Source organism: Burkholderia sp. HI2714, assembly GCF_002223085.1.
In the GTDB taxonomy this organism is placed as follows: domain Bacteria; phylum Pseudomonadota; class Gammaproteobacteria; order Burkholderiales; family Burkholderiaceae; genus Burkholderia; species Burkholderia lata_D.
In genome coordinates this window covers 58,559-83,032 of sequence record NZ_NKFM01000035.1, presented here as the reverse complement: position 1 = coordinate 83,032, position 24,474 = coordinate 58,559, and the positions used below count along the sequence as shown (strand labels likewise).

The 24,474-nt window shown below is 66.3% G+C and carries 21 protein-coding genes and 1 pseudogene; 15 read left to right on the top strand and 7 right to left on the bottom strand.

Going from position 1 to position 24,474, the window contains the following annotated elements:
* Nucleotides 1-23: 23 nt before the first annotated feature.
* Both CFB82_RS18345 and CFB82_RS18340 read right to left on the bottom strand, forming a co-directional pair.
* Nucleotides 24-953, bottom strand: a complete 930-nt coding sequence (locus CFB82_RS18345; protein WP_069252772.1) for a dihydrodipicolinate synthase family protein — start codon at nucleotides 951-953, stop codon at nucleotides 24-26.
* Between the two features lie 103 nt (nucleotides 954-1,056).
* The gene (locus CFB82_RS18340) at nucleotides 1,057-2,808 is read right to left on the bottom strand and encodes an IlvD/Edd family dehydratase (protein ID WP_069252773.1); all 1,752 of its coding nucleotides are present in this window, start codon (nucleotides 2,806-2,808) and stop codon (nucleotides 1,057-1,059) included.
* A gap of 114 nt (nucleotides 2,809-2,922) precedes the next feature.
* On the opposite strand from CFB82_RS18340, the gene CFB82_RS18335 reads away from it, so the two are divergent.
* On the top strand, nucleotides 2,923-3,873 hold the full coding sequence (locus CFB82_RS18335; RefSeq protein ID WP_089448693.1) for a LysR substrate-binding domain-containing protein: 951 nt from the start codon (nucleotides 2,923-2,925) through the stop codon (nucleotides 3,871-3,873).
* 92 nt (nucleotides 3,874-3,965) lie between these two features.
* Complete coding sequence (locus tag CFB82_RS18330) at nucleotides 3,966-4,901, top strand: DUF4238 domain-containing protein (protein ID WP_083266191.1); 936 nt, start codon at nucleotides 3,966-3,968, stop codon at nucleotides 4,899-4,901.
* Nucleotides 4,902-4,926: 25 nt separating this feature from the next.
* Here the strand turns inward: CFB82_RS18330 and CFB82_RS18325 are convergent, their stop codons facing one another.
* Both CFB82_RS18325 and CFB82_RS18320 read right to left on the bottom strand, forming a co-directional pair.
* On the bottom strand, nucleotides 4,927-5,571 hold the full coding sequence (locus CFB82_RS18325; protein ID WP_256990378.1) for a glutathione S-transferase family protein: 645 nt from the start codon (nucleotides 5,569-5,571) through the stop codon (nucleotides 4,927-4,929).
* Between the two features lie 28 nt (nucleotides 5,572-5,599).
* Nucleotides 5,600-6,076 (bottom strand): OsmC family protein, encoded by a 477-nt coding sequence (locus CFB82_RS18320; protein ID WP_069252777.1) that lies wholly within the window; start codon nucleotides 6,074-6,076, stop codon nucleotides 5,600-5,602.
* Nucleotides 6,077-6,207: 131 nt separating this feature from the next.
* Here CFB82_RS18320 and CFB82_RS18315 point away from each other — a divergent pair, with 131 nt between their 5' ends.
* Nucleotides 6,208-6,849: a GntR family transcriptional regulator gene (locus CFB82_RS18315; protein WP_089484763.1), complete on the top strand. Its 642-nt coding sequence runs from the start codon at nucleotides 6,208-6,210 to the stop codon at nucleotides 6,847-6,849.
* Nucleotides 6,850-6,969: 120 nt separating this feature from the next.
* On the opposite strand, the gene CFB82_RS18310 is transcribed toward CFB82_RS18315, so the two are convergent.
* Nucleotides 6,970-8,010, bottom strand: coding sequence for a LacI family DNA-binding transcriptional regulator (locus CFB82_RS18310; RefSeq protein WP_069252779.1), 1,041 nt, complete (start codon nucleotides 8,008-8,010; stop codon nucleotides 6,970-6,972).
* A gap of 189 nt (nucleotides 8,011-8,199) precedes the next feature.
* Here CFB82_RS18310 and CFB82_RS18305 point away from each other — a divergent pair, with 189 nt between their 5' ends.
* The 7 genes from CFB82_RS18305 (at nucleotide 8,200) to CFB82_RS18275 (ending at nucleotide 15,976) form a co-directional block, all read left to right on the top strand.
* Entirely contained in the window at nucleotides 8,200-9,348 is a 1,149-nt protein-coding gene (locus tag CFB82_RS18305; protein ID WP_069252780.1) for an ABC transporter ATP-binding protein, read from the top strand.
* 9 nt (nucleotides 9,349-9,357) lie between these two features.
* Entirely contained in the window at nucleotides 9,358-11,346 is a 1,989-nt protein-coding gene (locus tag CFB82_RS18300) for a beta-galactosidase (protein WP_069252781.1), read from the top strand.
* Nucleotides 11,347-11,409: 63 nt separating this feature from the next.
* Nucleotides 11,410-12,669 carry an ABC transporter substrate-binding protein gene (locus tag CFB82_RS18295; protein WP_089484762.1) on the top strand — a complete coding sequence of 420 codons (1,260 nt, stop codon included), beginning with the start codon at nucleotides 11,410-11,412 and terminating at the stop codon, nucleotides 12,667-12,669.
* 54 nt (nucleotides 12,670-12,723) lie between these two features.
* Nucleotides 12,724-13,677 (top strand): carbohydrate ABC transporter permease, encoded by a 954-nt coding sequence (locus CFB82_RS18290; protein ID WP_089484761.1) that lies wholly within the window; start codon nucleotides 12,724-12,726, stop codon nucleotides 13,675-13,677.
* Nucleotides 13,678-13,694: 17 nt separating this feature from the next.
* A complete protein-coding gene (locus CFB82_RS18285) occupies nucleotides 13,695-14,546 on the top strand; it encodes a carbohydrate ABC transporter permease (protein WP_089484760.1) in 852 nt (283 codons plus the stop codon).
* 193 nt (nucleotides 14,547-14,739) lie between these two features.
* Nucleotides 14,740-15,006, top strand: coding sequence for a hypothetical protein (locus tag CFB82_RS18280; protein WP_089484759.1), 267 nt, complete (start codon nucleotides 14,740-14,742; stop codon nucleotides 15,004-15,006).
* 166 nt (nucleotides 15,007-15,172) lie between these two features.
* A complete protein-coding gene (locus tag CFB82_RS18275; RefSeq protein ID WP_143750928.1) occupies nucleotides 15,173-15,976 on the top strand; it encodes a hypothetical protein in 804 nt (267 codons plus the stop codon).
* Between the two features lie 238 nt (nucleotides 15,977-16,214).
* Here the strand turns inward: CFB82_RS18275 and CFB82_RS18270 are convergent.
* Nucleotides 16,215-16,661: pseudogene (locus CFB82_RS18270) on the bottom strand (DUF6306 domain-containing protein); the annotation flags it as partial.
* A gap of 251 nt (nucleotides 16,662-16,912) precedes the next feature.
* Nucleotides 16,913-17,683, bottom strand: coding sequence for a transcriptional regulator GlcC (gene glcC / locus CFB82_RS18265; protein WP_069252787.1), 771 nt, complete (start codon nucleotides 17,681-17,683; stop codon nucleotides 16,913-16,915).
* A 217-nt stretch (nucleotides 17,684-17,900) separates the two neighbouring features.
* Between glcC and glcD the strand changes: the two genes are divergently transcribed.
* From glcD to CFB82_RS18240, 5 genes are read left to right on the top strand one after another with little or no spacing between them, the layout of a single operon-like run.
* On the top strand, nucleotides 17,901-19,400 hold the full coding sequence (glcD, locus tag CFB82_RS18260; protein ID WP_069253074.1) for a glycolate oxidase subunit GlcD: 1,500 nt from the start codon (nucleotides 17,901-17,903) through the stop codon (nucleotides 19,398-19,400).
* On the top strand, nucleotides 19,400-20,476 hold the full coding sequence (gene glcE / locus CFB82_RS18255; RefSeq protein ID WP_069252788.1) for a glycolate oxidase subunit GlcE: 1,077 nt from the start codon (nucleotides 19,400-19,402) through the stop codon (nucleotides 20,474-20,476). Before glcD ends, glcE begins: the two co-directional genes overlap by 1 nt.
* Nucleotides 20,477-20,500: 24 nt before the next feature.
* Nucleotides 20,501-21,721 carry a glycolate oxidase subunit GlcF gene (glcF, locus tag CFB82_RS18250; RefSeq protein ID WP_089484756.1) on the top strand — a complete coding sequence of 407 codons (1,221 nt, stop codon included), beginning with the start codon at nucleotides 20,501-20,503 and terminating at the stop codon, nucleotides 21,719-21,721.
* A 20-nt stretch (nucleotides 21,722-21,741) separates the two neighbouring features.
* Nucleotides 21,742-22,146, top strand: coding sequence for a GlcG/HbpS family heme-binding protein (locus CFB82_RS18245; protein WP_069252790.1), 405 nt, complete (start codon nucleotides 21,742-21,744; stop codon nucleotides 22,144-22,146).
* Between the two features lie 43 nt (nucleotides 22,147-22,189).
* Nucleotides 22,190-24,364, top strand: a complete 2,175-nt coding sequence (locus tag CFB82_RS18240; protein WP_069252791.1) for a malate synthase G — start codon at nucleotides 22,190-22,192, stop codon at nucleotides 24,362-24,364.
* Nucleotides 24,365-24,474 lie beyond the last annotated feature (110 nt).

Genomic DNA, 24,474 nt, shown 5'->3' with positions numbered 1-24,474 from the left:
TTCGCGAATCGTTCGGTGACCGTTCAGTGCGCCCAGCGCAGCACGAGCGGATCGAGCCGGCGCGCGATCGCGAGCAGTTCCGCGCGCGTGTCCGGATGCAGTTCCGGCATCGGATGCCGCGGCCGCTCGCACGCGATCACGCCGCCTTCGCGCATCAGCGCCTTCGCGGTGAGGATCCCGGACTGGCGATTCTCGTGGTTGATCAGCGGCAGCCATGCCTGGTAGCGCGCGTAGGCGTCGTCGTGCCTGCCGTCGCGCCACGCTTCGAGGATCGGCCGGATGCCGTCCGGAAACCCGCCGCCCGTCATCGCGCCGGTCGCGCCCGCGTGCAAATCGGCGAGCAGCGTGATCGCCTCCTCGCCGTCCCACGGCCCTTCGATTGCATCGCCGCCGAGCCGGATCAGCTCGCGCAGCTTGTTCGCGGCGCCCGGCGTCTCGATCTTGAAGTACGCGACCTGCTCGATCTCGCGTGCCATCCGTGCGAGGAACGGGGCCGACAGCGCGGTGCCGCTCGCGGGCGCGTCCTGGACCATGATCGGAATCGCGATCGCGTCGGACACGCGCGCATAGAACTCGAAGATCCGCGCTTCGGGCACGCGGAACGTCGCGCCGTGATACGGCGGCATCGCCATCACCATCGCCGCGCCGAGCTGCTGCGCGCGCAGGCTGCGCGCCGCGCACACCTGGGTGCTGTAATGCGACGTCGTGACGATCACCGGCACGCGGCCCGCGACGTGCTCGAGGATCGTGCGCGTGAGCACGTCGCGTTCGTCGTCGGTGATCGCGAACTGCTCGGAGAAGTTCGCGAGGATGCACAGCCCGTCCGAGCCCGCGTCGATCATGAAATCGACCGCGCGCTTCTGGCTCGCGAGATCGAGTTCGCCGGTGTCGGTAAACGTCGTCGGAACGACGGGGAAAATGCCGCGATAGCGCGGTGTGCTGCTCGATGTCATGGTTCGCGTCCTGCTTCGGCCTCGGTGACGACCGGCCGTCATGCGTTTACGGTTTCACGTTGCGCGGGCCCGGAAAGCCCGCAACCGGCTGCCGCGCAGCCGCTCAATGCGAATGGCTCGGCACTTCCGCGCCGCGCGTGCCGACCAGGAAGTCGAGGTCGCACCCCTCGTCGGCCTGCAGCACGTGATCGATGTACAGCCGTGCGTAGCCGCCCTTGCCGAGCTGGCCGGCCACGCCCGGCGCCGCGGTCGGATCGACGTCCGACAGGCGGCGCTGCAGTTCGTCATCCGTAATGTCGAGATGCAGCGTGCCGGCCTCGCAGTCGAGCTCGATCCAGTCGCCGTTGCGCACGGCCGCGAGCGGCCCGCCGGCGGCGGCTTCCGGCGCGACGTGCAGCACGACCGTGCCGTACGCGGTGCCGCTCATCCGCGCGTCGGAAATCCGCACCATGTCCTTCACGCCCTGGCGCAGCAGCTTCGGCGGCAGCCCCATGTTGCCGACCTCGGCCATCCCCGGATACCCGCGCGGCCCGCAGTTCTTCAGCACCATCACTGAGCTCGCATCGATGTCGAGCGCCTCGTCGTTGATCGTCGCCTTGTAGTGGTCGAGGTTCTCGAACACCACCGCGCGGCCGCGATGCTTGAGCAGCTCGGGGCTCGCCGCCGACGGCTTCAGCACCGCGCCGCGCGGCGCGAGATTGCCGCGCAGGATGCGGATGCCGCCGTCTGCGATCAGCGGCCGGTCGAGCGGGCGGATCACTTCGTCGTCGTAGTTCGGCGCTTCGCGCACGTTGTCCCACAGCGACTTGCCGTTCACCGTCAGCGCGTCCGGGTTCGGCAGCAGCCCGCCTTCGCCGAGCCGGCGCAGCACCGCCGGCAGCCCGCCCGCGTAATAGAACTCTTCCATCAGGAAGCGCCCCGACGGCATCAGGTCGACGATCGTCGGCGTGTCGCGGCCGATGCGCATCCAGTCTTCCAGTTCGAGCGGCACGCCGATGCGGCCCGCGATCGCCTTCAGGTGAATCACCGCGTTGGTCGAGCCGCCGATCGCCGCATTCGCGCGGATCGCGTTCTCGAACGCCGCGCGCGTGAGGATCTTCGACAGCACGAGCCCTTCGAGCGCCATCTCGACGATGCGGATGCCGGACATGTGCGCGAGCACGTAGCGGCGCGAATCGACGGCCGGAATCGCCGCGTTGTGCGGCAGCGCGACGCCAAGCGCCTCGGCCATGCACGCCATCGTCGACGCGGTGCCCATCGTGTTGCAGGTGCCGGCCGAGCGCGACATCCCGGCTTCGGCCGACAGGAAGTGATGGACATCGATCTCGCCGGCCTTCAGCGCTTCGTGCAGTTGCCACACGGCCGTGCCGGAGCCGATGTTCTTGCCCTCCAGCTTGCCGTTCAGCATCGGGCCGCCGGACACGACGATCGCCGGCACGTCGCAGCTCGCCGCGCCCATCAGCAGCGCGGGCGTCGTCTTGTCACAGCCGGCGAGCAGCACGACCGCGTCGATCGGGTTGCCGCGGATCGCTTCCTCGACGTCCATCGATGCAAGATTGCGCGTGAGCATCGCCGATGGTCGCAGGTTCGATTCGCCGTTCGAGAACACCGGGAACTCGACCGGGAAGCCGCCCGCCTCCGAGATCCCGCGCTTCACGTGCTCGGCGAGCTTGCGGAAGTGCGCGTTGCATGGCGTCAGTTCGGACCACGTGTTGCAGATGCCGATGATCGGCCGGCCGTCGAACTCGTGATCGGGGATGCCCTGGTTCTTCATCCAGCTCCGGTACATGAAGCCGTTCTTGTCGTTCGTGCCGAACCATTGGGTGGAGCGCAGCCTGGGTTTCGTTGCCGACATCGTCAGTCCTGTGGTGACGGGATACCGGCGCAGTCTAGGCAGAATTTTGATAACTGGCTAATGACGTTTTTGGCGATTACGATATCGATTCCGATATCGATATAAACCCGTACGATGCCCGAAGCCAGCCCGTGGGGAAACCGTGGCCGCCTGAAGACGCGCCAGCTTTTGCTGGTCGTCGCGCTCGCCGACGAAGGCAGCATTCACCGCGCGGCGGCCGCGCTGAACATGACGCAGCCGGCCGCGTCGAAGCTGCTGCGCGAACTCGAGGAATCGATCGGCGCGGTGCTGTTCGAGCGCCTGCCGCGCGGGATGCGGCCGACGCTCTACGGCGACGCGCTGATCCGCCACGCGCGCGCGGCGCTCGGCAGCCTCGACCAGGCGCACGAGGAGCTGGCCGCGCTGAAGGCCGGCCATCTCGGGCACGTGGCGGTGGGCGCGATCACGTCACCGGGCCTGCGGCTCGTGCCGCCGGCCGTTGCCGCGGTGAAGGGCACCCACGCGGGCCTGCACGTGTCGGTCGAGATCGACACCAGCAACGTGCTGCTCGAACATCTCGCGCAGGAGAAGATCGACATCGTGCTCGGCCGGCTCTCCGCCGAACACGACAAGCTGCGGCTGCGCTACGAGCCACTGACCGGCGAGTCGGTCGCCGCCGTCGTGCGGCCCGGCCATCCGCTGCTCGCGCAGGCGCCGCTGTCGCTCGCGGACGTGCAGCGCGCCGAATGGGTCGTGCCGCCGGCCGGCAGCGTGCTGCGCCACCGCTTCGAACTCGTGTTCCAGCGCGCGAGCCTCGCGCCGCCGGCGAACCTCGTCGAGACGTCCGCGCTGCTGTTCATCACGCAACTGCTCGAACAGAGCGACATGATCGCCGTGCTGGCCGAGGACGTCGCGCGCTACTACGCGCGGCACGGGATCGTCACGCTGCTGCCGCTGGAGATGGATTGCCGGATGGACGATTTCGGGATCATCACACGCACCGACCGGCTGCATTCGCCGGCCGTCGCGGTGATGGTCGATGCGATTCGCGCGGCGGCGCGGGAGGTGTATGGGGTCGAGGTCTGACGCAGTGACATTTTCATTTCAAGATTCGCCACGGTGCCAATATAAGATGTCGGCCGACGATCGCCGATGTCTTGTACTGTGGACCCAAAACAATGAATACGCCTCCGCCTAAAAACCACCACTACGTTCCGCAACATTTCCTCAAGGCATGGGCTACGCCTAGCACCGGAGAAAAACTTTATCGTTACAGGGTGATCGAGCATACGGGACAGCTCGAGTGTCGGCAGGCCGCCATCAGAAAATCGGCGTCCGAGGATCACCTCTACGAACTGCATTTTCCCGACGGTTCGTTCGAAATCGAATCGCTAGTAGTCACGCCAATACTGGACGAAATGGGGCACAAGATCCTGGCCCGAATTCGGGAAACTCCCTTTCAGGGGCTGTCCCAGGAACAGAAGAAAGAGCTCGCCATCTATCTTGCCTGCCTCGAAGCACGCCACCCCGAAACCTTGAAGAAAATGGATATCTCGGGCGATCTGGAACAGATGCGGCAGAAGATGAAGGTCGAGGTCGAGCCTGACGTATCGCGCCACTCCATCGACGAGGTATTCGATTACGTGGGGGCATCGCCGTCGACAGGGGTGATGGCTTTTGCATTGTTTGTTCGGAACGAGCGAAGCGGAGCGCTGGCGCGGCCATTCTCGGATGGCCTGCTGGAAGCTGAGGCGATCGAATATCAATTCCCCGAAGATTGCCTGCTGACCAGCGATTTCCCCTGTTTTCGGCTTGGCGAATATCTCGGCGACGCCCTTCTCTATGTCGTGGCCATAAGCCCCCGCAAATCGCTCATTTATTCACGAAAAACAAATGCGACCGCTCTCAGGCAACTTCCGCAACAAGTGAGAGCGGAACTGATCAATTTTTATTCGCTCGGCTTCGCCCAGAAAGCATTCTCGTCGAACGACAAGCACTCGGCTTTCGTCAAAAGTCACCTCGGATGGGCTCGTCGACACACGACGACCGAAGCCAGGCAGCGTTATCTGCAGCATTTCTTGGAAGACCTGTTCGCCCGGCATTCGATCAAATAGCAACGCACGCCGCATCTGCTACGCGTCACACCCATGGCTGCGCAAGCCCTTCCGTCGCCAGCGCCCGCAAGATCGCCGGCCGCGTCAACATCCGCTCCAGATACGGCCCGAGCTGCGGTAGTTCCCGCGCGGGCCGCGCAAAGCCACGCGTCCAGCGGCACAGCATCAGCGCATACGGATCGAGCACCGTGTAGTGCGCGCCGAGCAGCCAGGGGCCGCCGCTCGTTTCAAGTTGACGATCGAGCTGATCCAGCAGCGCGGCGATTTTCGTCTCCGCATGCGCCTTCACCTGCGCGGCGCCTGCCGCGTTGCCCACATCGACCCAGCGCTCCGGATAGAAATACGCGATCAGCGTCGTCTGGAGCGTGTTGGTGAGCCACATGAGCCATTTGTAGAACTGCGCGCGTTCCGGCGTGCCGAGTGCGGGTGCAAGCCGCTTCTCGGGATGCGAATCGGCGAGATGCAGGCAAATGGCGGCGGCTTCGTATAGCACGAGGTCGCCGTCGATCAGCACCGGGATGAGCCCGTTCGGATTGAGCGCGAGGTAGTCCGGCGACTTGTGCTGGTCGTGCGTGCGGTCGACGAATTCGAGTTCGAACGGCTTGCCGATTTCTTCCAGCACGATGTGCGGCGCCATGCTGGCATTGCTGGGGTAGTAGAAGAGCTTCATCGTCGATGTCATCCGGCGGGTGTCCGTATCAAGCTGCGGCGAACTCGATCACCGGTTCGCAGCGGATCGGAAAATTGACCGAGTTCGCGATATAGCACTTCGCGTGCGCATCATGATGCAGATGCTCCGCCCGTTCGCGATCGTCACTGGCCCGGATCATCACGTGCGGGCGCAGCACGATTTCCGTAAAGCGGCCTTCGTCTGCGCTGTCGAGCATCGTGCCTTCCGCGTTGTCGACATAGGCGAGCACGCGAATACCGGCTTCCGAGCATAGATGCAGGTACCAGAGCTTGTGGCACGCCGATGCCGACGCCAGCAACAGGTCTTCCGGATTCCAGCGTGCGGCGTCGCCCCGAAACGCCGCGTCCGACGAACCGGGAATATCCGGCTTGGAACCGGCCCGGATCAGATGATCGCGGCCGTACTCGCGATACCCCGACGTGCCGGTGCCGCGATTGCCCGTCCACTCGACTGCGACGCGATACTTGTGTTCGCCAGATGCCATCTCGCTCTCCATTGATGTGGGTTGCTTCGGCCGGGCCGGATGTCGCTTGACGAAGCCCGCCTGCGATCGCCATTTTGGCACCGGATACCCGTTTGGTATACCATTATTCCAAATTGACGGAACATGCAGGCATGGAAGCCAAACTCGATTCCACGGCGAACGCGGTCGCCGCCTCGTTGCGGGACATGATCATCAACGGCGAGTTCGAAGCCGGCGAGCGGCTCGTCGAGCGCGACCTGGCCGACCGGTTCGGCATCAGCCGGATTCCGATGCGCGAGGCAATCCAGCGCCTGGAGCGCGAAGGCTTGCTGGACATCTTCAGGAATCGCGGCGCCGTCGTGCGCATGCTGAGTGCATCGGACGTGCAGGAAATCTACGACCTGCGCGCGCTGCTCGAAGGCGACGCGATCTACCGGAGCGTGAAGCGGCTCGACGACGAGACGCTCGCGCGCACCGAGCTCGTCCATCGTTTGCTTGGCGATGCGGCCGTCCCGCGCCGGCAGGGCGAACTGAACCGCGAATTCCACGCGCTGCTGTATTCATGCTGCGGCAACGCTCGGCAGTTGAAGACGATCGCGGAGCTGCGCAGCCAGGTCGAACGGTACGAGCGCCTGCAGGCCACCCTGCTCGCCGATACGCCGTCGTTCCAGGTCGAGCACGAGGAGATCCTGCAGGCGTGTCGTGAACGCAATGCGCGTGCGGCTCGCTCGATGACGGTCGCGCATCTGGAATCGGCCAGAAGCATCGTGATGCGGCTCGTCGAAGGCGGGTGAGGACGGCGGTGCGTTTGTCGCTTGCCGTTTGCCGTTTGCCGTTTGCTAAGGCGGGCGCCACCCGATGCCGGGGCGCAACGATCACGACAGCGACCTCAACCTACTCGCCGCCGCCACGCGTCAAACCGACGGCGTCGCGCCCCCGCTCGCCACACGACCAGTCGTACCCCGCACCACCAGCCTCGGCAGCGACGCGGTCCGCACGCGATTTGCCGCGTCGCACTGACCACCCGCCTCGCGCAGCGCACTGAGCAGTTCGACCGCGAGCCCGGCGGCCTCGGCGGTCGGGATCGCGACGGTCGTCAGCGTGGGCCGCGTGTCGCTCGCCAGGTGAATGTCGGTGATCCCGACGATCGACAGATCATCGGGCACACGCCGGCCGCGATCGGCCGCCGCATGCATCGCGCCGATCGCCGGCAGGTCGTTGGTCGCGACCAGCGCGGTCAACCGCGGATGCGCATCGAGCAACCACCCCGCCGCGCGCACGCCGCCTTCGATCGAATCAGGCTCGGCCGCGACGATCGACGCATCGAGCCCCGCTTCGCGCATCACGTCGACGAAGCCGTCGTAGCGCGCCGCCTGCACGCCGCTCGCCGACCCGCCGACGATCACGCCGATGCGCTCGTGACCCAATTCGAGCAAGTGCCGCGTCGCGATCCGCCCCGCCTCACGGAAATCGATCGCCACGCACGGCAACCCGTCGGGCGGCGCCTCCGGCCGCTCCCACAGACACAGCACGACCGGCACGCCGCGCGCCGCCACGTCGAGCAGATCCGGCAGATGCAGGTTCGCATTGGTCACGAGAATCCCTTCGGAGATCGTGCCGGCGATCTGGTCGAGATACGCACGCCCCTGCAACGGATCTTCGTTCGTGTTGCAGACGATCAGGAACTGCCCGTTGCGCCGCACCGCGCGCTCGACCGCCAGCGCGAACTCCGGATAGAACGGGTTCGCGATGCTCGACACCATCAGCGCGACCGTCGGCGCGCGCCCTTCCGCCAGCGCCCGCGCGGCGAGATGCGGCCGATACCCGAGCGCCGCCACGGCCTCCAGCACCCGCGCACGTGTCGCCTCGCCCACCCGGCCGCGGTCGCGCAGCACGTTCGACACGGTCGCGGCCGTCACGCCGGCGCGGCGCGCCACTTCATCCAGGGTTGCCATCGCTTGCTCACTATATGAGACGTCTATCCAGTATTTGCTTCGCTCACCGAAGCGGCGCACTATCGCCCCACACCCTGCCGCCCGACCAACGGGCGCGACTCGGCCGCGATCGCATCGCCTCTTTTTTTGATCGCGATGATTAAGCGCTTAATCAACGATTTAAGCGCATTAAAACATGGAGCGGAGACAATGGCGAGCATCTCGATGCGGCGCGTGCAGAAAGCCTATGGCGATCACGCGCCGGTCATTCGCGACGTCGATCTGGAGATCGGCGCGCACGAGTTCTGCGTGTTCCTCGGGCCGTCCGGATGCGGCAAGTCGACGTTGCTGCGGATGATCGCCGGGCTCGAGGACCTGAGCGCCGGCGAGCTGTCGATCGACGGCCGCCGCGTCGACGACGTGCCGGCCGCCGAACGCGGCGTCGCGATGGTGTTCCAGAGCTACGCGCTGTTTCCGCACATGACGGTCTACGAGAACATGGCGTTCGGGCTGAAGCTCGCACACGTGCCGAAGGCGGAGATCGACCGGAAGGTGCGCGATGCCGCGCGCATCCTGCAGCTCGACACGCTGCTCGATCGCAAGCCGAAGGCGCTGTCGGGCGGGCAACGCCAGCGCGTCGCGATCGGCCGCGCGATCGTGCGCGAGCCGGGCGTGTTCCTGTTCGACGAACCGCTGTCGAACCTCGACGCGGCGCTGCGAGGCCAGACCCGCGTCGAGATCGCGAAACTGCACCGGCAGTTCGAGCGCGCGAGCGTCGTCTACGTGACGCACGACCAGACCGAGGCGATGACGCTCGCCGACAAGATCGTGCTGCTGCACGCCGGTGCCGACACCGCGCAACACGGCAGCATCGCGCAGGTCGGCGCGCCGCTCGACCTCTATCACCACCCTGCCAGCCGCTTCGTCGCGGGCTTCATCGGCTCGCCGCGGATGAATTTCCTGCCGGCCGTCGTGACCGCGTGCGACGCGCAGCGCACGAGCGTCACGCTCGTGCCGTCCGGCGAAACCTTCACGCTGCCGCGCGACGGCTCGGCGCTGAACGCCGGCGCCGCCGTGACGCTCGGCATCCGCCCCGAACACCTGACGCTCGGCGCCGCGCTCGACGCGACGACGCTCGCGCGCGACGTCGTGCTCGTCGAACGCCTCGGCGAGCAGACCTACGTGCACCTCGACGCGCCCGGCGGCGCGCCGCTGATCGCGAAGGTGCCCGGCGACGCGCAGGTGCGCACCGGCGAACGCGTGCACGTGCACGCGCCGGCCGCGGCCTGCCACCTGTTCACCGAAGACGGCCGCGCGGTACCCGCGCGCGCCGATATCCCCGTCCATCACTACGCTTAAAGGATCGGCATGCGCCTCGGAGTCTGCTACTACCCGGAACACTGGCCGGAATCGATGTGGGCGGACGACGCCCGCCGGATGAAAGTGCTCGGCATCGAGCAGGTGCGGATCGCCGAATTCGCGTGGAGCCGCATGGAGCCGTCGCCCGGCGAATACGACTGGGGCTGGCTCGATCGCGCGGTCGACGTGCTCGGCGCGGCCGGCCTCGAAATCGTGATGTGCACGCCCACCGCCACGCCGCCCAAATGGCTGGTCGACCGCCATCCCGACATCCTCGCGATCGGCGCGGACGGCCAGCCGCGCAAGTTCGGCTCGCGCCGCCACTACGATTTCTCGTCGCCGACCTATCTCGAAGCATCGCGCCAGATCTGCACCGCGGTCGCCGAACGCTACGGCCGCCATCCGGCCGTACGCTACTGGCAGACCGACAACGAGTTGGGCTGCCATCAAACGGTCGTCAGCTACTCGCCCGCCGCGCTCGTGCGCTTCCGCGAATGGCTGAAAGCGCGCTACGGCACGATCGACGCGCTGAACCGCGCATGGGGCACCGTGTTCTGGAGCATGGAGTATCGCCATTTCGACGAAGTCGACGCGCCCGTCGGCACCGTGACCGAAGCCCACCCGTCGCATCGCCTCGACTACCGGCGCTTCGCGTCGGACGAGGTCGCGCGCTATCACCGGATGCAGGTCGACGTGATCCGCGCGCATTCGCCGGGCCGCCCGGTTGCGCACAACTTCATGCAGCTGTTCACCGAGTTCGACCACTACGAAGTGGCGCGCGACCTCGACATCGCGACCTGGGACAGCTATCCGCTCGGCGCGCTCGAGGAGCAATGGTTCGCACCCGACGTGAAAGCGCGCTGGCTGCGCACCGGCCATCCCGACTTCGCGTCGTTCAACCACGACCTCTATCGCGGCATGTCGAAGCTGCCGTTCTGGGTGATGGAGCAGCAGCCGGGCCCCGTGAACTGGGCGCACTGGAACCCCGCGCCGCTGCCGGGCATGGTGCGGCTGTGGAGCTGGGAAGCGTTCGCGCACGGCGCCGGCTGCGTGTCCTACTTCCGCTGGCGGCAAGCGCCGTTCGCGCAGGAACAAATGCATGCGGGCCTGAACACACCCGACAACCGGCTCGACGAAGGCGGCCGCGAAGCGCAGCGCGTCGCACAGGAGATCGCCGCCGTGCTCGACGCCGATGCCGACGCGAACGGCGCGGTACGCGCCCCCGTTGCGCTGGTGTTCGACTACGAGGCGAAGTGGCTGTTCGAAGTGCAGCCGCAGGGCGCCGATTTCCACTACCCGCGCTTCGCGTTCGAGTACTACTCGGCGCTGCGCTCGCTCGGCCTCGACGTCGACATCGTTTCCGCACACGCGCCGCTCGACGGCTACCGTCTCGTGGTCGTGCCGCCGCTGCCGGTCGTGCCGGACGATTTCGCCGCGCGGCTCGCGGCCTCGGGCGCGCATGCCGTGTTCGGCCCGCGCACCGGCTCGAAGACCGCCGACCTGCAGATTCCGCCGGCGCTGCCGCCCGGCCCGCTCGCGTCGATCCTGACGATACGCGTGTGGCGCGTCGAATCGCTGCGGCCGAACGCGACCGAGCGGATCGACGGCACGCTGCGCGACGGCGCGGCGTTCACCGGCGATGCGCGTCACTGGCGCGACCTCGTCGAGCTGAACGGCGACGACGCACGCAACGTCGTGCGTGCGCGCTTCGCCGACGGCCACCCGGCCTTCGTGTCGCACGGCACGCTGCACTACTGGGCCGCGCTGTTCGACGACGCGACCACCGCCCGACTGTTCGCCGATGTCGCGGCCGAGGCCGGCCTCGCGCCCGCCCCGCTCGACGACGGCGTGCGCGTGAGCCGGCGCGGCGGCCTGACCTACGTTTTCAACTATGGCGACGCGCCGCACACGATCGACACGGTGCCGCCGTCCGCGTTCGTGCTCGGCACGGCGCAAGTCGGGCCGCAGGACGTGGCCGTGTATCGAAGCCGTTCGTAGCAACCGTCACCGGCGCCACGACGCGCCGGTCACGCACAACGACACCCAGGACTGGAGACACGTATGACCCATCGCCCCCTTCGCACCGCCGCCCGGCTCGCCACGGCCGCCGCTGTCGCACTGGCATCGCTCGGCATGACGGTGCCCGCCGATGCCGGCACGCTGACGATCAACATCGCGTTCAAGGGCGCCAGCCAGCGCGCGGTCTGGCAGTCGACGATCGAAGCGTTCCACAAGGCCCGTCCCGACATCGACGTGAAGCCGACCTTCGTCGACGAGGAAGCGTACAAGGTGCAGCTCCCCGCATGGCTCACGACCGTCGCACCGGACGTCGTGAACTGGCACGCCGGCGAACGGATGGCGTACTACGCGAAGCGCGGGCTGTTCGAGGACCTGAGCGGCGACTGGACGAAGAACGGCTGGGGCACGATGTACGCGTCGACGCGCGATGCATCGTCGTACAACGGCAAGCAGTACGCGGCGCCGACCGTCTACTACTCGTGGGGGCTGTTCTACCGCAAGGACCTGTTCCACAAGGTCGGCATCGCCGACGAGCCGAAGACGTGGGACCAGTTTCTCGACGCGTGCAAGAAGCTGAAAGCGGCCGGCATCACGCCGATCGCGATCGGCGGCCGTGATGCGTGGACCCTCGCCGGCTGGTTCGACTATCTCGACCTGCGCCTGAACGGCAACGTGTTCCACCAGCAGCTGATGGCCGGCGACGTGCCGTACACCGACCCGCGCGTGAAGAAGGTCTACACGACGTGGAAGTCGCTGATCGACGCGGGCTACTTCATCGACAACGCGCTGTCCTACGATCTCGACGGCGCGCAGCCGTTCCTGTTCCAGGGCAAGGCCGCGATGATGCTGATGGGCACCTTCATCGCGGCGGGCTTTCCGCCGAACGTGAAGCAGGAAATGGGCTACTACCGCTTCCCGATCATCGACCCGAAGGTACCCACCGCCGAGGACGGCCCGGTCGAATCGCTGCACATCCCGACGAAGGCGAAGAACAAGGCCGACGCGCACACGTTCCTCGCGTTCGTCGAAACGCCCGAGATGGGCGCAAAGCTCGCGGAAGGGCTCGGCTCGCTGTCGGCCAACAGCAAGTCGCCGGAACCGGCCGATCCGATCTCGCGCATCGGCTTCCGGATCCTTGCCGACACGAAGGGCGGCGTCGCGCAGTTCTACGACCGCGACATGACGAAGGAAATGGCCGACGAGGGGATGAAGGGCATGCAGCAGTTCCTCGCGAATCCCGCGCAGCTCGATACGGTGCTCGCGCAACTCGAACAGACCCGCAAGCGGATCTACAAGAAGTGACCGCGTGACCCAACCGGCGGCCCCGTGCCGCCGTGCCCGTTCAGGAGGCTTGCCGTGTCCAGTCCGATCACGTCCACCCCGCCCGCCGGCGCGGGCGCCGCGCCGCCGCCGCGCGGCGCATCCGCCGCCACCGCGATGCCCGCGCGTCGCCCGTCGCCTGCCGTGCGGCGGCAACAGCGCGCCGCATGGCTCTTTCTCGCGCCGGCCTGCGCGATGGTTGCCGTCTATGTGATCTGGCCGATCCTGTCGACGCTGTGGCTGAGCCTGTACAACTGGGACGGGATGACCGAGCGCACCTTCGTCGGTCTCGCGAACTACGTCGAACTGCTGCAGGCGCCGACGTTCTACACCGCGCTGCGCAACAACGTGATCTGGCTCGCGCTGTTCATGCTCGCGCCGCCGCTCGGCCTTGCGCTCGCGTTGTACCTGAACCAGGCGGTGGCCGGCATCCGGCTCGTGAAGTCGCTGTTCTTCGCGCCGTTCGTGCTGTCCGGCGTGGTCGTCGGGCTGATCTTCTCGTGGTTCTACGATCCGACGTTCGGCCTGCTCGCGCTGATCGCCGGGCACGGCATCCCGGTGCTCGGCGACGCGCGCTACGCAACGTTTGGCATCGTATTCGCCGCGCTGTGGCCGCAGACCGCGTACTGCATGATCCTGTACCTCACCGGCCTCACGTCGCTCAACCCGGAACAGCTCGAAGCCGCACGGATGGAAGGCGCGCGCGGCTTCGCGTTGCTGTGGCACGTGGTGCTGCCGCAGTTGCGGCCGACCACCTTCATGGCGATCGTCGTCACGGTGATCGGCGCGCTGCGCAGCTTCGACCTGATCTCGGTGATGACGAGCGGCGGCCCGTTCGAGAGCTCGACCGTGCTCGCGTATTACATGTACGACCAGGCGATCAAGTACTACCGGCTCGGCTATTCCGCGTCGATTGCGGTCGTGCTGTTCGCGATCATGCTCGTCTACATCGTGTTCCAGTTGCGCCGCCTGCTGCGCAACGAGCAATAACCTGACCGGTGGCCATCATGTTTCCGACTCCCGTTGCTCAATGGAAGCCTGTCTCGCGCAGGCTGTACAAGTTGTCGTTGCCGGTTGCGCTGCTGATCTGGCTGCTGCCGATGATCGCCGTGTTCGTCACGTCGGTGCGCTCGACCGAGGAACTGGTCGAAGGCCACTACTGGGGCTGGCCACGGCACTTCTCGATGATCGAGAACTATCGCGACGCGCTGACGACGTCGCCGATGCTGCATTACTTCTGGAACAGCGTGCAGATCACGGTGCCTTCCGTCATCGGGTCGATTGCGCTCGCGGCGATGGCGGGCTTTGCGCTGGCGACGTACAAGTTTCGCGGGAGTACGGCGCTGTTCGGGACGTTCGTTGCCGGTAACTTCGTGCCCGTGCAGGTGTTGATGATTCCGGTGCGGGATCTGTCGCTGCGGCTCGGTGTGTTCAATACGGTCGAAGCGCTGATTCTTTTTCATGTCGCGTTTCAGACCGGGTTCTGTACGCTGTTTCTGCGCAACTTCATCAAGCAGTTGCCATTCGAGTTGATCGAAGCGGCAAGGATCGAAGGCGCGGGGGAATGGACGGTGTTCTGGCGGATCGTGTTGCCGTTGATCCGGCCCGCGTTGGCCGCGCTGGCGATTCTCGTTTTTACGTTCGTGTGGAATGACTATTTCTGGGCGCTGTGTCTCACGCAAGGCGATGAAGCCGCGCCGATTACCGCCGGCGTTGCCGCGTTGAAGGGGCAGTGGACGACGTCGTGGAATCTTGTATCAGCCGGGTCGATTCTGGCGGCGTTGCCGTCTGTCGCGATGTTCTTCGCGATGCAGAAGCATTTTGTGGCGGGGCTGACCTTCGGCGCGACCAAAGGCTGAACGCGCAGCTTCGCGTATTCGTATCTCCCCCTCCGCATCGTGAGGTTGCCCGCTTCGGCGGGCTTTTTTTTTATTGTCGGGGATTGGCCGGAGGGAGATACAGGTCGCCTGTGCTCGGCCAGTTTCGGACGCTCGGCCATAAGGGCTGAATCGCAGACAATCTTGAGCACACGCTTGCCTTTGGTCAATAACGATGAAAGTTTCGAGAGATTTCGGGATCGTTGTCCGGCGCGTCGCGCTAGCGGCCAAGAATGTCGACCTATCCACGGTTATGGTCGAATTCAATTTTCGGAAATATTTTGACGAATCCGATAGCTTTATATCGCTTGGCCCGTTCTTTGGCGGCGATGCGGCCGACGAGTGTACAAGGTCATTGGAGCGGCTTGGGCCGACATACATCGACGACTTTTTTGTGTTCGAGGGGTTTGTGCCCAACTGGTGTTCGTTCGAAGTATTTTGACGTGCGTGCCGATCCTGAGCTTCCGAAGACCGCTGTCGGTCATCTTCGGTCACTCGACAGCGCAATCCAGATCGCAGACAATCGTCCGCCAAATCGAGACGGTATGCTGAATTGCTCTTCAATTTGCCATTGTCTCATCTCCAGTTCACCAAGATTGACAAAGCAGATGAATCGATCCGATCTTCCTTCCTTTGCTGCATGCTTTTACCTATTTAATGCAGCTTCAGTGTGCCAAGGTTTCTATTGGGCTTACGCGTTGAATAGGATGTCGATCATTCCTGGCTCGACTCTGTCGGTGAGCATGCAGTGGGCGGTTATTGGAGGCCAAGGATTGCTCGGTGTGGTCGCCGCCGTAACGCTGTTGCGCCGGCTGGCATGGACCAAGCATTTTTTGGTGGCACAATTGATCATTGGCAACGGATTGAGCTTTTTGACCCACAAGCAGCCGATCTCCCTTATGCTGGTGGGAGCTGTTTTTTCGGCAATCCCGCTGCTAATCGTTGCACGTGTTCCAATTCACGAACTGGCTCCCACCCGTAGCGTGCTATCGGTATCGCAACGTATCCGGCGTTACTGTGGACTTGGGTTGTATGGGCTAGCCGTGTACTTCATGTTCGGAACCCTAAGTGCATTGTTCACGGGAACCTCCAGGACCATGAACTCACCGGCGATGCATACCCCAGCGGCTGCAGCGGAACTCATCTTCTGGCTCCTGCTCATGCTGGTGGGGGGCGCAATATTTGGGCAGAGGGCTGAGGCTCGGAGGTATGCGGGAATTTTGCTCACCGCATTGGCGTCGTACATGGTCCTTTTTTCTTGCGTGAGCTATATCTACGCACGAACACTTTATCCGCAGGTTGAGGGTCTTTATCACTGGGATGCTACCCTGCAGTGGCTTGTGATCCTTGCAATGGCAGGCTTTACGCTAGTGGGACTGTCTGATGGCGGGAAGTCGTCGAGGTCGACCTGAAATGTCAATATCGATGTGTAAATGGCTGGCAGTACGATAGCAAGAGTATTTCCTGCGCGGAGCCAGACGGAAACCATATCGCCAGAAGCTATCCGGCAGGCATTACGGCCAGAATGCGGTACGTATTCACATGCGACGCCAGCAACCGTGAGTGACCGCTGTTGAGGCTAGCGAATGCCGCATATGGGTCGAGAAGCGACGTCCACGGAAATACTGCGATGAACGATTCCCCTGGCCGCTACTGCGACGCTGAGCTCGGGGCGCAGCGCTTGAGCCGCAGCAATGCATCAACCGACCCGATGTTCTTCTCATGCGCCACGAGCATCTGCGTGAGCGCATGGTGCATGTCGGGCTGCGCAAGCGTCGGCAGTAACGCCTGCAACTTCCTCACCACCCACCGCTGCCCACGATTCAAAAACGCCAGCCGCTCCGCCAGATCCTCGATCGCCATCACCTTCTCATAAAACGCCCCGGTGGCATGCGTCGGCGTCGCACCGAGCGACCGAATCGCATCGACCAGCACCGCACACCAGTGCGCCTCATCCTGCCGAATACTCGCCACGAGCCGATGAAGTTCGGGATCGTCGATTTCCACCGCTGTCTCCGACGCAACCCGCGCACCTGCGCGCTCGGCTTCCAGCAGCTCATTCAACAACGCGAGCAACGCGTCGCGCTGCGCATCAACGGATTCGTCCGCTGCTTTGGCGGGGCGGGCGTCGTGCCCGTCGTCGTGGGTCCGGTTCGACATGCGATGTCCTCCGTTTCAGGAAGGGTGGCGCACCGGTTCGTCCGACGGGGTTCCGTCAGGCATTGCTCACGCGACAGCGGGGCCACACGAAGAATGGCTCACAGTCTGACATAGCCCTGTGACATGCATCTGCGGACGACTCGCTGTGCGTGATGCGCATCAACACACACCGCCACACACAGCCGGCATCACGTCCACCCTTCGAGCCTCAACGTCGACCGCACCAGCCGCTGCTCCTCCTGCTCGATCTCGCGCAGATACTCGACACACTGGCGAATATGCTCGCTTGCCGCCTTGCGGGCCTGATCGGGCAACCGCCCCGTCACCGCGTTATAGAGCCGCGCATGCTGCCGATCGATCTGCTTCTTCAACGGCTCGCGGTGATAGAGATTGTTCACCGACGCAAACACCGAACTCAGCAGCAGATCCGTCAACGACTGCAGCGTATTCACCAGCACCGGGTTATGCGACGCCTCGCAGATCGCGAGATGAAACGCGTGATCGAGCTTCGCGCGCGCGGCCGGGTCGAGATCCTGCGCATCCGCCGCGGTCATCTCTTCATAGCGACGCTTGATCAGGATGAAATCGGCCGGCGTGCCGCGCAGCGCCGCGAGCCGCGCGGCCTCCGTCTCGAGCATCCCGCGCACTTCGAACAGGTCGTACAGCGTGCGCGGCTGCGAGCCGAGCAGATGCATCATCGGCGTGATCTCGCGTTGCGGGGTCAGGCTCGCCACGAACGAGCCCTTGCCGTGCGTGGTGTCGATGATGCCGCGCGCACGCAGCAGCTTCATCCCTTCACGCACGGCCGTGCGCGACACACCGAGCTTCTCGGTCAGCCGCCGTTCGGACGGTAGCGCCTGCCCGGCCTTCAGCACGCCGTCGACGATCAGCTTCTCGATACGCTCGGCGACGACGTCGGCCACGTTGCGCGCCGGGCCCGCCTGTTCCTGCATTTCCATACTGGTATGACCACTTCGGAAGGATATCGGCAATTTTCCCACAAACCCTTTTAGCCATTCAGTTTTACGGAGATCGATACAGCTGCTTTCCGGCCGCCCCATAAAAACTGGTATGACCACGCCTGCCACGTCTGGACACGCGCGCGCCGCCCGCCAAGAATCCCTCCCTTCCGGCGTGCCGCGCCTCGCGCAGCCGCCGCATGGTGGAGACAACCCGATGAGTTTCATCTACGACGAACGGATCGACGGCCCACTCGCGACCGTCAGCCGCGACACACTCGTCGCCGCGCTGCACGCGGCGGCGCCCGGCCTCGACGTGCTGCACGAACGCGAGGCGCTCAAGCCGTTCGAATGCGACGGCCTCGCCGCGTACCGCACGGTGCCGCTCGCGGTCGTGCTGCCCGACACGGTCGAGCAGGTGCGCGCGGTGCTGCGCGTCGCGGCCGCGCTCGGCGTACCGGTGGTCGCGCGCGGCGCGGGCACCGGCCTGTCGGGCGGCGCGATGCCGCTCGAAAAAGGCCTCCTGCTCGTGATGGCGAAGTTCAACAGGATTCTCGACATCGACCCCGATGCCGGCATCGCGCGCGTGCAGCCCGGCGTGCGCAACCTCGCGATCTCGCAGGCGGCCGCGCCGCACGGCCTGTACTACGCGCCGGATCCGTCGTCGCAGATCGCGTGCTCGATCGGCGGCAACGTCGCGGAAAACGCGGGCGGCGTGCACTGCCTGAAATACGGCCTCACGGTGCACAACATCCTGAAGGTCGAGATCCTGACGATCGACGGCGATACGCTCACGCTCGGCGCCGACGCGCTCGACGCACCCGGCTTCGACCTGCTCGCGTTGTTCACCGGCTCGGAAGGGATGCTCGGCATCGTCACGGAAGTGACCGTGAAGTTGCTGCCGAAGCCGCCGAGCGTGAAGGTGCTGATGGCGAGCTTCGACGACGTCGCGGAAGCCGGCGCGGCGGTCGCGAGAATCATCGGCGCAGGCGTGATCCCCGGCGGCCTCGAAATGATGGACAACCTCGCGATCCGTGCGGCGGAGGATTTCATCCACGCGGGCTACCCGGTCGATGCGCAGGCGATCCTGCTGTGCGAACTCGACGGCTCGCCGACCGACGTCGACGAAGACGCCGAACGCGTCGCCACGCTGCTGCGCGACGCGGGCGCAACCGAGATCCGCGTCGCACGCGACGAAGCCGAGCGCCAGCGCTTCTGGGCCGGCCGCAAGAACGCATTCCCCGCGGTCGGCCGCATGTCGCCCGACTACTACTGCATGGACGGCACGATCCCGCGCCGCGAGCTGCCGCGCGTGCTCGAAGGCATCGCCGCGCTGTCCGCCGAATACGGGCTGCCGGTCGCGAACGTATTCCACGCGGGCGACGGCAACATGCACCCGCTGATCCTGTTCGACGCAAACCGGCCCGGCGAGCTCGACCGCGCGGAAGCGCTCGGCGGCAAGATCCTGGAGCTGTGCGTCGCGGCGGGCGGCAGCATCACCGGCGAGCACGGCGTCGGGCGCGAGAAGATCAACCAGATGTGCGTGCAGTTCAACGCCGACGAGATCACGTTCTTCCACGCGGTGAAGGCCGCATTCGATCCGCAAGGCCTGCTCAATCCCGGCAAGAACATCCCGACGCTGCACCGCTGCGCCGAATTCGGTGCGATGCACGTCCATCACGGCAAGCTGCCGTTTCCCGAACTGGAGCGCTTCTGATGCGACGCGAAATCGAATCGATCGACGACAGCGCGGCGCTCGTCGCGCAGGTCGACGCGGCGATCCACGACCGCCAGCCGCTGCACATCCGCGGCGCCGGCACGAAGGCGTTCCTCGGCCGCCCCGTCGAAGGCCGCACGCTCGACGTGCGCACGCATCGCGGCGTCGTCTCGTACGACCCGACCGAACTCGTCGTCACCGCCCGCGCGGGCACGCCGCTCGCCGGTCTTGAAGCGATGCTCGACGCGGCCGGCCAGATGCTGCCGTGCGAGCCGCCGACGTTCGGCGGCGCGGCAACGGTCGGCGGCATGTTCGCGGCGGCGCTGTCGGGCCCGCGCCGCCCATGGGCCGGCGCGGTGCGCGACTTCGTGCTGGGCTGCCGCGTGATCACCGGCCACGCGAAGCACCTGCGCTTCGGCGGCGAGGTGATGAAGAACGTCGCGGGCTACGACGTGTCGCGGCTGCTCGCGGGCAGCTTCGGCTGTCTCGGCGTCGTGACCGAGGTGTCGTTGAAGGTGCTGCCGAAGCCGCGCGCGACGGGCGATCTCGCGCTACAGCTTGCCGTGGACGAAGCCGTGCAGCGCGTCGCCGCATGGCGTCGCGCGGGGCTGCCGCTCGCCGGCGCATGCCACGCGGACGGCGTGCTGCGCGTGCGGATCGAAGGCGGCGAGGGCTCGGTGAAAGCCGCGCGCGACACGATCGGCGGCGAACGCATGGACGATCGCGACGACGCGTTCTGGGCTCGGCTGCGCGACCTGGCACTGCCGTTCTTCGACGATCCGCGCCCGCTGTGGCGCGTGTCGGTGCCGGCCTCTGCACCGCTCGACGCATTGCCCGGCGCGCAGCTCGTCGACTGGGGCGGCGCACAGCGCTGGCTGAAGTGCGATGCCGCACCGGCCGACGTGCAGCGGTTCGCTGCGCAATGGGGCGGCCACGCGACCTGCTTCACACCGGGCGCGACGCGCGAGCCGTTCCAGCCGCTGCCGCCCGCGCTGCTGCGCGTGCATCGGCAGCTCAAGGCACAGCTCGACCCGCACGCGATTTTCAATCCCGGCCGCCTGTATGCCGACTTCTGACGCGAACCCGATCCCGACCCGCCGATGCAAACCAATCTCAGCGAAGCAAGCAAGGCCCTCGCCCGGGCCGACGAAGCGGAAGCGATCCTGCGCGCGTGCGTGCACTGCGGCTTCTGCAACGCGACCTGCCCGACCTACCAGGTGCTCGGCAACGAGCTCGACGGGCCGCGCGGGCGCATCTACCTGATCAAGCAGTTGCTCGAAGGCGAGCCTTGCGGCGAGCGCACGCAGCAGCATCTCGACCGCTGCCTGACGTGCCGCAACTGCGAGACGACCTGCCCGTCCGGCGTGCGCTATCACACGTTGCTCGACATCGGCCGCGCGGAAGCCGAGAAGCGCGTGCAGCGGCCCGCGCGCGAGCGCCTGCTGCGCGCGGGGCTGCGGCATGTCGTGCCGCGCCCGGCGACGTTCGCCGCGTTGCTGAAGGCCGGCCGCGCGCTGCGCCCGCTGCTGCCCGGCACGCTGCAGGCCAAGATCCCGGCCGCCGTCCCCGCGGCCGCACCGCGCCCGCCCGTACGCCACGCACGGCGCGTACTGATGCTCGAAGGCTGCGTGCAGCCGTCGCTGTCGCCGAACACCAACGCAGCCGCCGCGCGCGTGCTCGACCGGCTCGGCATCAGCGTGAGCCCGGCGCGCGAAGCCGGCTGCTGCGGCGCGACCGAATATCACCTGAACGCGCAGGATGCGGGCCTCGCCCGCGCACGCCGCAATATCGACGCATGGTGGCCCGCGATCGAAGCCGGCGCGGAAGCGATCGTGCTGACGGCGAGCGGCTGCGGCGCATTCGTCAAGGAATACGGCGACCTGCTGCGCTCCGACCCCGTCTACGCAGAAAAAGCGCAGCGCGTCAGCACGCTCGCGCGCGATCTCGCCGAAGTGATCGCGGCCGAGCCGCTCGACGCGCTGGCCGGGTCGACGCCACGCCGCATCGCGGTGCACTGCCCGTGCACGCTGCAGCACGCGCAGCGCCTCGGCGGCGCGGTCGAACGCATCCTGACGCAGCTCGGCTTCGATCTGACGAATGTCGCCGACGGCCATCTGTGCTGCGGCTCGGCCGGCACGTATTCGCTGACACAGCCCGAACTCGCGACGAAACTGCGCGACAACCGGCTCGACGCGCTCGAAGCCGCGCGGCCGGACCTGATTGTCACGGCCAACGTCGGCTGCCAGACTCATCTGAACGGCGCAGGCCGCACGCCCGTGCGCCACTGGATCGAGCTCGTCGACAACCATCTCGTCAACTGACCTGATTCCGGAGGATTGCCATGCAGACGAAACCCGAACTCGAACTCGCCGATGCCGACCGCATGCTCGCCGCCGCCCGCGCGGAAGCGGAGCGCCACGGCTGGGCCGTGTCGATCGCCGTCGTCGACGACGGCGGCCACCTGCTCGCTTTTGCACGCCTGGACGGTGCATCGCCGGCCAGCACGTATATCGCGCAGGACAAGGCGCGCGCGGCGGCGCTCGGCCGGCGGGAAACGAAAGCGTATGAGGATATGATCAACGGTGGCCGCACCGCGTTTCTCAGCGTGCCGCTGACGGGGTTGCTCGAAGGCGGCGTGCCGGTCACGGTCGGCGGCCGGATCGCAGGCGCGATCGGCGTGTCTGGCGTAAAGTCCGAACAGGACGCGCAGATCGCCCGCGCCGGCACACAAAGCGTCGCAGCGTAACCAGCCAAAGCCGCGCGCGATTTTTTCCCCGGGAGGATTAACGATGATCGACCAAGCAGGACTGCAAGTCGCGCCAGCGCTGAGCCAGTTCATTGAAAACGAAGCGCTGCCGGGCACCGGCATCGACAAGGCCGCGTTCTGGAGCGGTTTCTCGGCCCTGGTGCACGACCTGGCGCCGCGCAACCGCGAGTTGCTCGCGGAACGCGACCGCCTGCAGCACGAACTCGACACCTGGCACCGTGCCCACCCCGGCCCCGTGCGCGACCACGCCGCGTTTCGCGCGTTCCTCGAACACATCGGCTACCTCGTGCCGGTTCCGTCGAACGTCGCGGCAGCCACCGCGAACGTCGACAGCGAGATCGCCACGCAGGCCGGCCCGCAGCTCGTCGTGCCGCTGTCGAACGCGCGCTACGCGCTGAACGCCGCGAACGCCCGCTGGGGCAGCCTGTACGACGCGCTGTACGGCACCGACGCGCTGCCTGAAGACGGCGGCGCCGAGCGCACCACGGCCTACAACCCGACGCGCGGCCAGCGCGTGATCGACTACGCGCGCAACGTGCTCGACAACGCGGCGCCGCTCGCGGGCGGCTCGCACCGCGACGCGCTGCGCTACCGCGTGCAGGACGGCCAGCTCGCCGTCGAAACCGCGAAGGGCGTCGTGCCTCTCGCGCAGCCGGCGCAGTTCGTCGGCTACCAGGGCGCGGCCGACGCGCCGTCCGCGATCCTGCTGAAGCACAACGGCCTGCACCTCGAGATCCAGATCGACGCGTCGACGCCGATCGGCCGCGCCGATCTCGCGAACGTGAAGGACGTCGTGCTCGAAGCCGCGGTCAGCACGATCATCGACTGCGAGGATTCGGTCGCGGCGGTGGACGCGGAAGACAAGGTCCAGCTCTACCGCAACTGGCTCGGCCTGATGCAGGGCACGCTGGTCGAGGAAGTCGCGAAGGGCGGCAAGACCTTCACGCGCCGCCTGAACGCCGATCGCGAGTACACCACGCCCGCGGGCGGCACGCTGTCGCTGCACGGCCGCTCGCTGCTGTTCGTGCGCAACGTCGGCCACCTGATGACCAACGGCGCGGTGCTCGACCGCGACGGCAACGAGATTCCGGAAGGGATCCTCGACGGCGTCGTCACGACGCTGTGCGCGCTGCACGACCTGAAGGCGAAGCGCAACTCGCGCACGGGCTCGATCTACATCGTGAAGCCGAAGATGCATGGCCCGGTCGAAGTCGCGTTCGCCGATACGCTGTTCGCGCGCATCGAGGACCTGTACAACCTGCCGCGCAACACGCTGAAGATGGGCATCATGGACGAGGAGCGCCGCACCAGCGTGAACCTCGCCGCGTGTATCGCCGCGGCCGCCGCACGCGTGGCGTTCATCAACACCGGCTTCCTCGATCGCACCGGCGACGAGATGCACACCGCGATGGAAGCGGGCCCGATGATCCGCAAGGGCGACATGAAGTCGTCGGCGTGGATCCAGTCGTACGAGCGCAACAACGTGCTCGCGGGCCTGTCGGCCGGCCTGCGCGGCCGCGCGCAGATCGGCAAGGGCATGTGGGCGATGCCGGACCTGATGCACGCGATGCTCGAGCAGAAGATCGCGCATCCGCGCGCCGGCGCGAACACCGCATGGGTGCCGTCGCCGACCGCCGCGACGCTGCATGCGCTGCACTACCACCTCGTCGACGTGCAGGCCGTCCAGCAGGAACTCGAGAAGACGCCGTACGCAAGCGAACGCGACGCGCTGCTCGAAGGCCTGCTGACCGTGCCGGTCGTCGAGCGCGCCGAGTGGAGCGAGGCCGAGATCCTGAGCGAAGTCGAGAACAACGCGCAGGGCATCCTCGGCTACGTCGTGCGCTGGGTCGAACAGGGCGTCGGCTGCTCGAAGGTGCCCGACATCCACGACGTCGGCCTGATGGAAGACCGCGCGACGTTGCGCATCTCGAGCCAGCACATCGCGAACTGGCTGCGCCACGGCGTGATCACCGAGGCGTTCGTGCTCGACGTGTTCAAGCGGATGGCGCGCGTCGTCGACCAGCAGAACGCCGGCGACCCGAACTATCGCCCGATGGCGCCCGGCTACGACCAGTCGACCGCGTTCAAGGCCGCGTGCGCGCTCGCGCTGCAGGGCACGTCGCAGCCGAGCGGCTATACCGAGCCGCTGCTGCACCGGTTCCGCCTCGCGTTCAAGGCGCAACAGCCCGGCGGTTAAGCGCAGGCGTGCTTCACGAAACGGGCGGCCGCCTCCGGCCGCCCGTTTTCATTTTCACGTTCGTCCGTCCGTTGAAACGAATAATCGGCGCATATCCCATGCCTTCATTT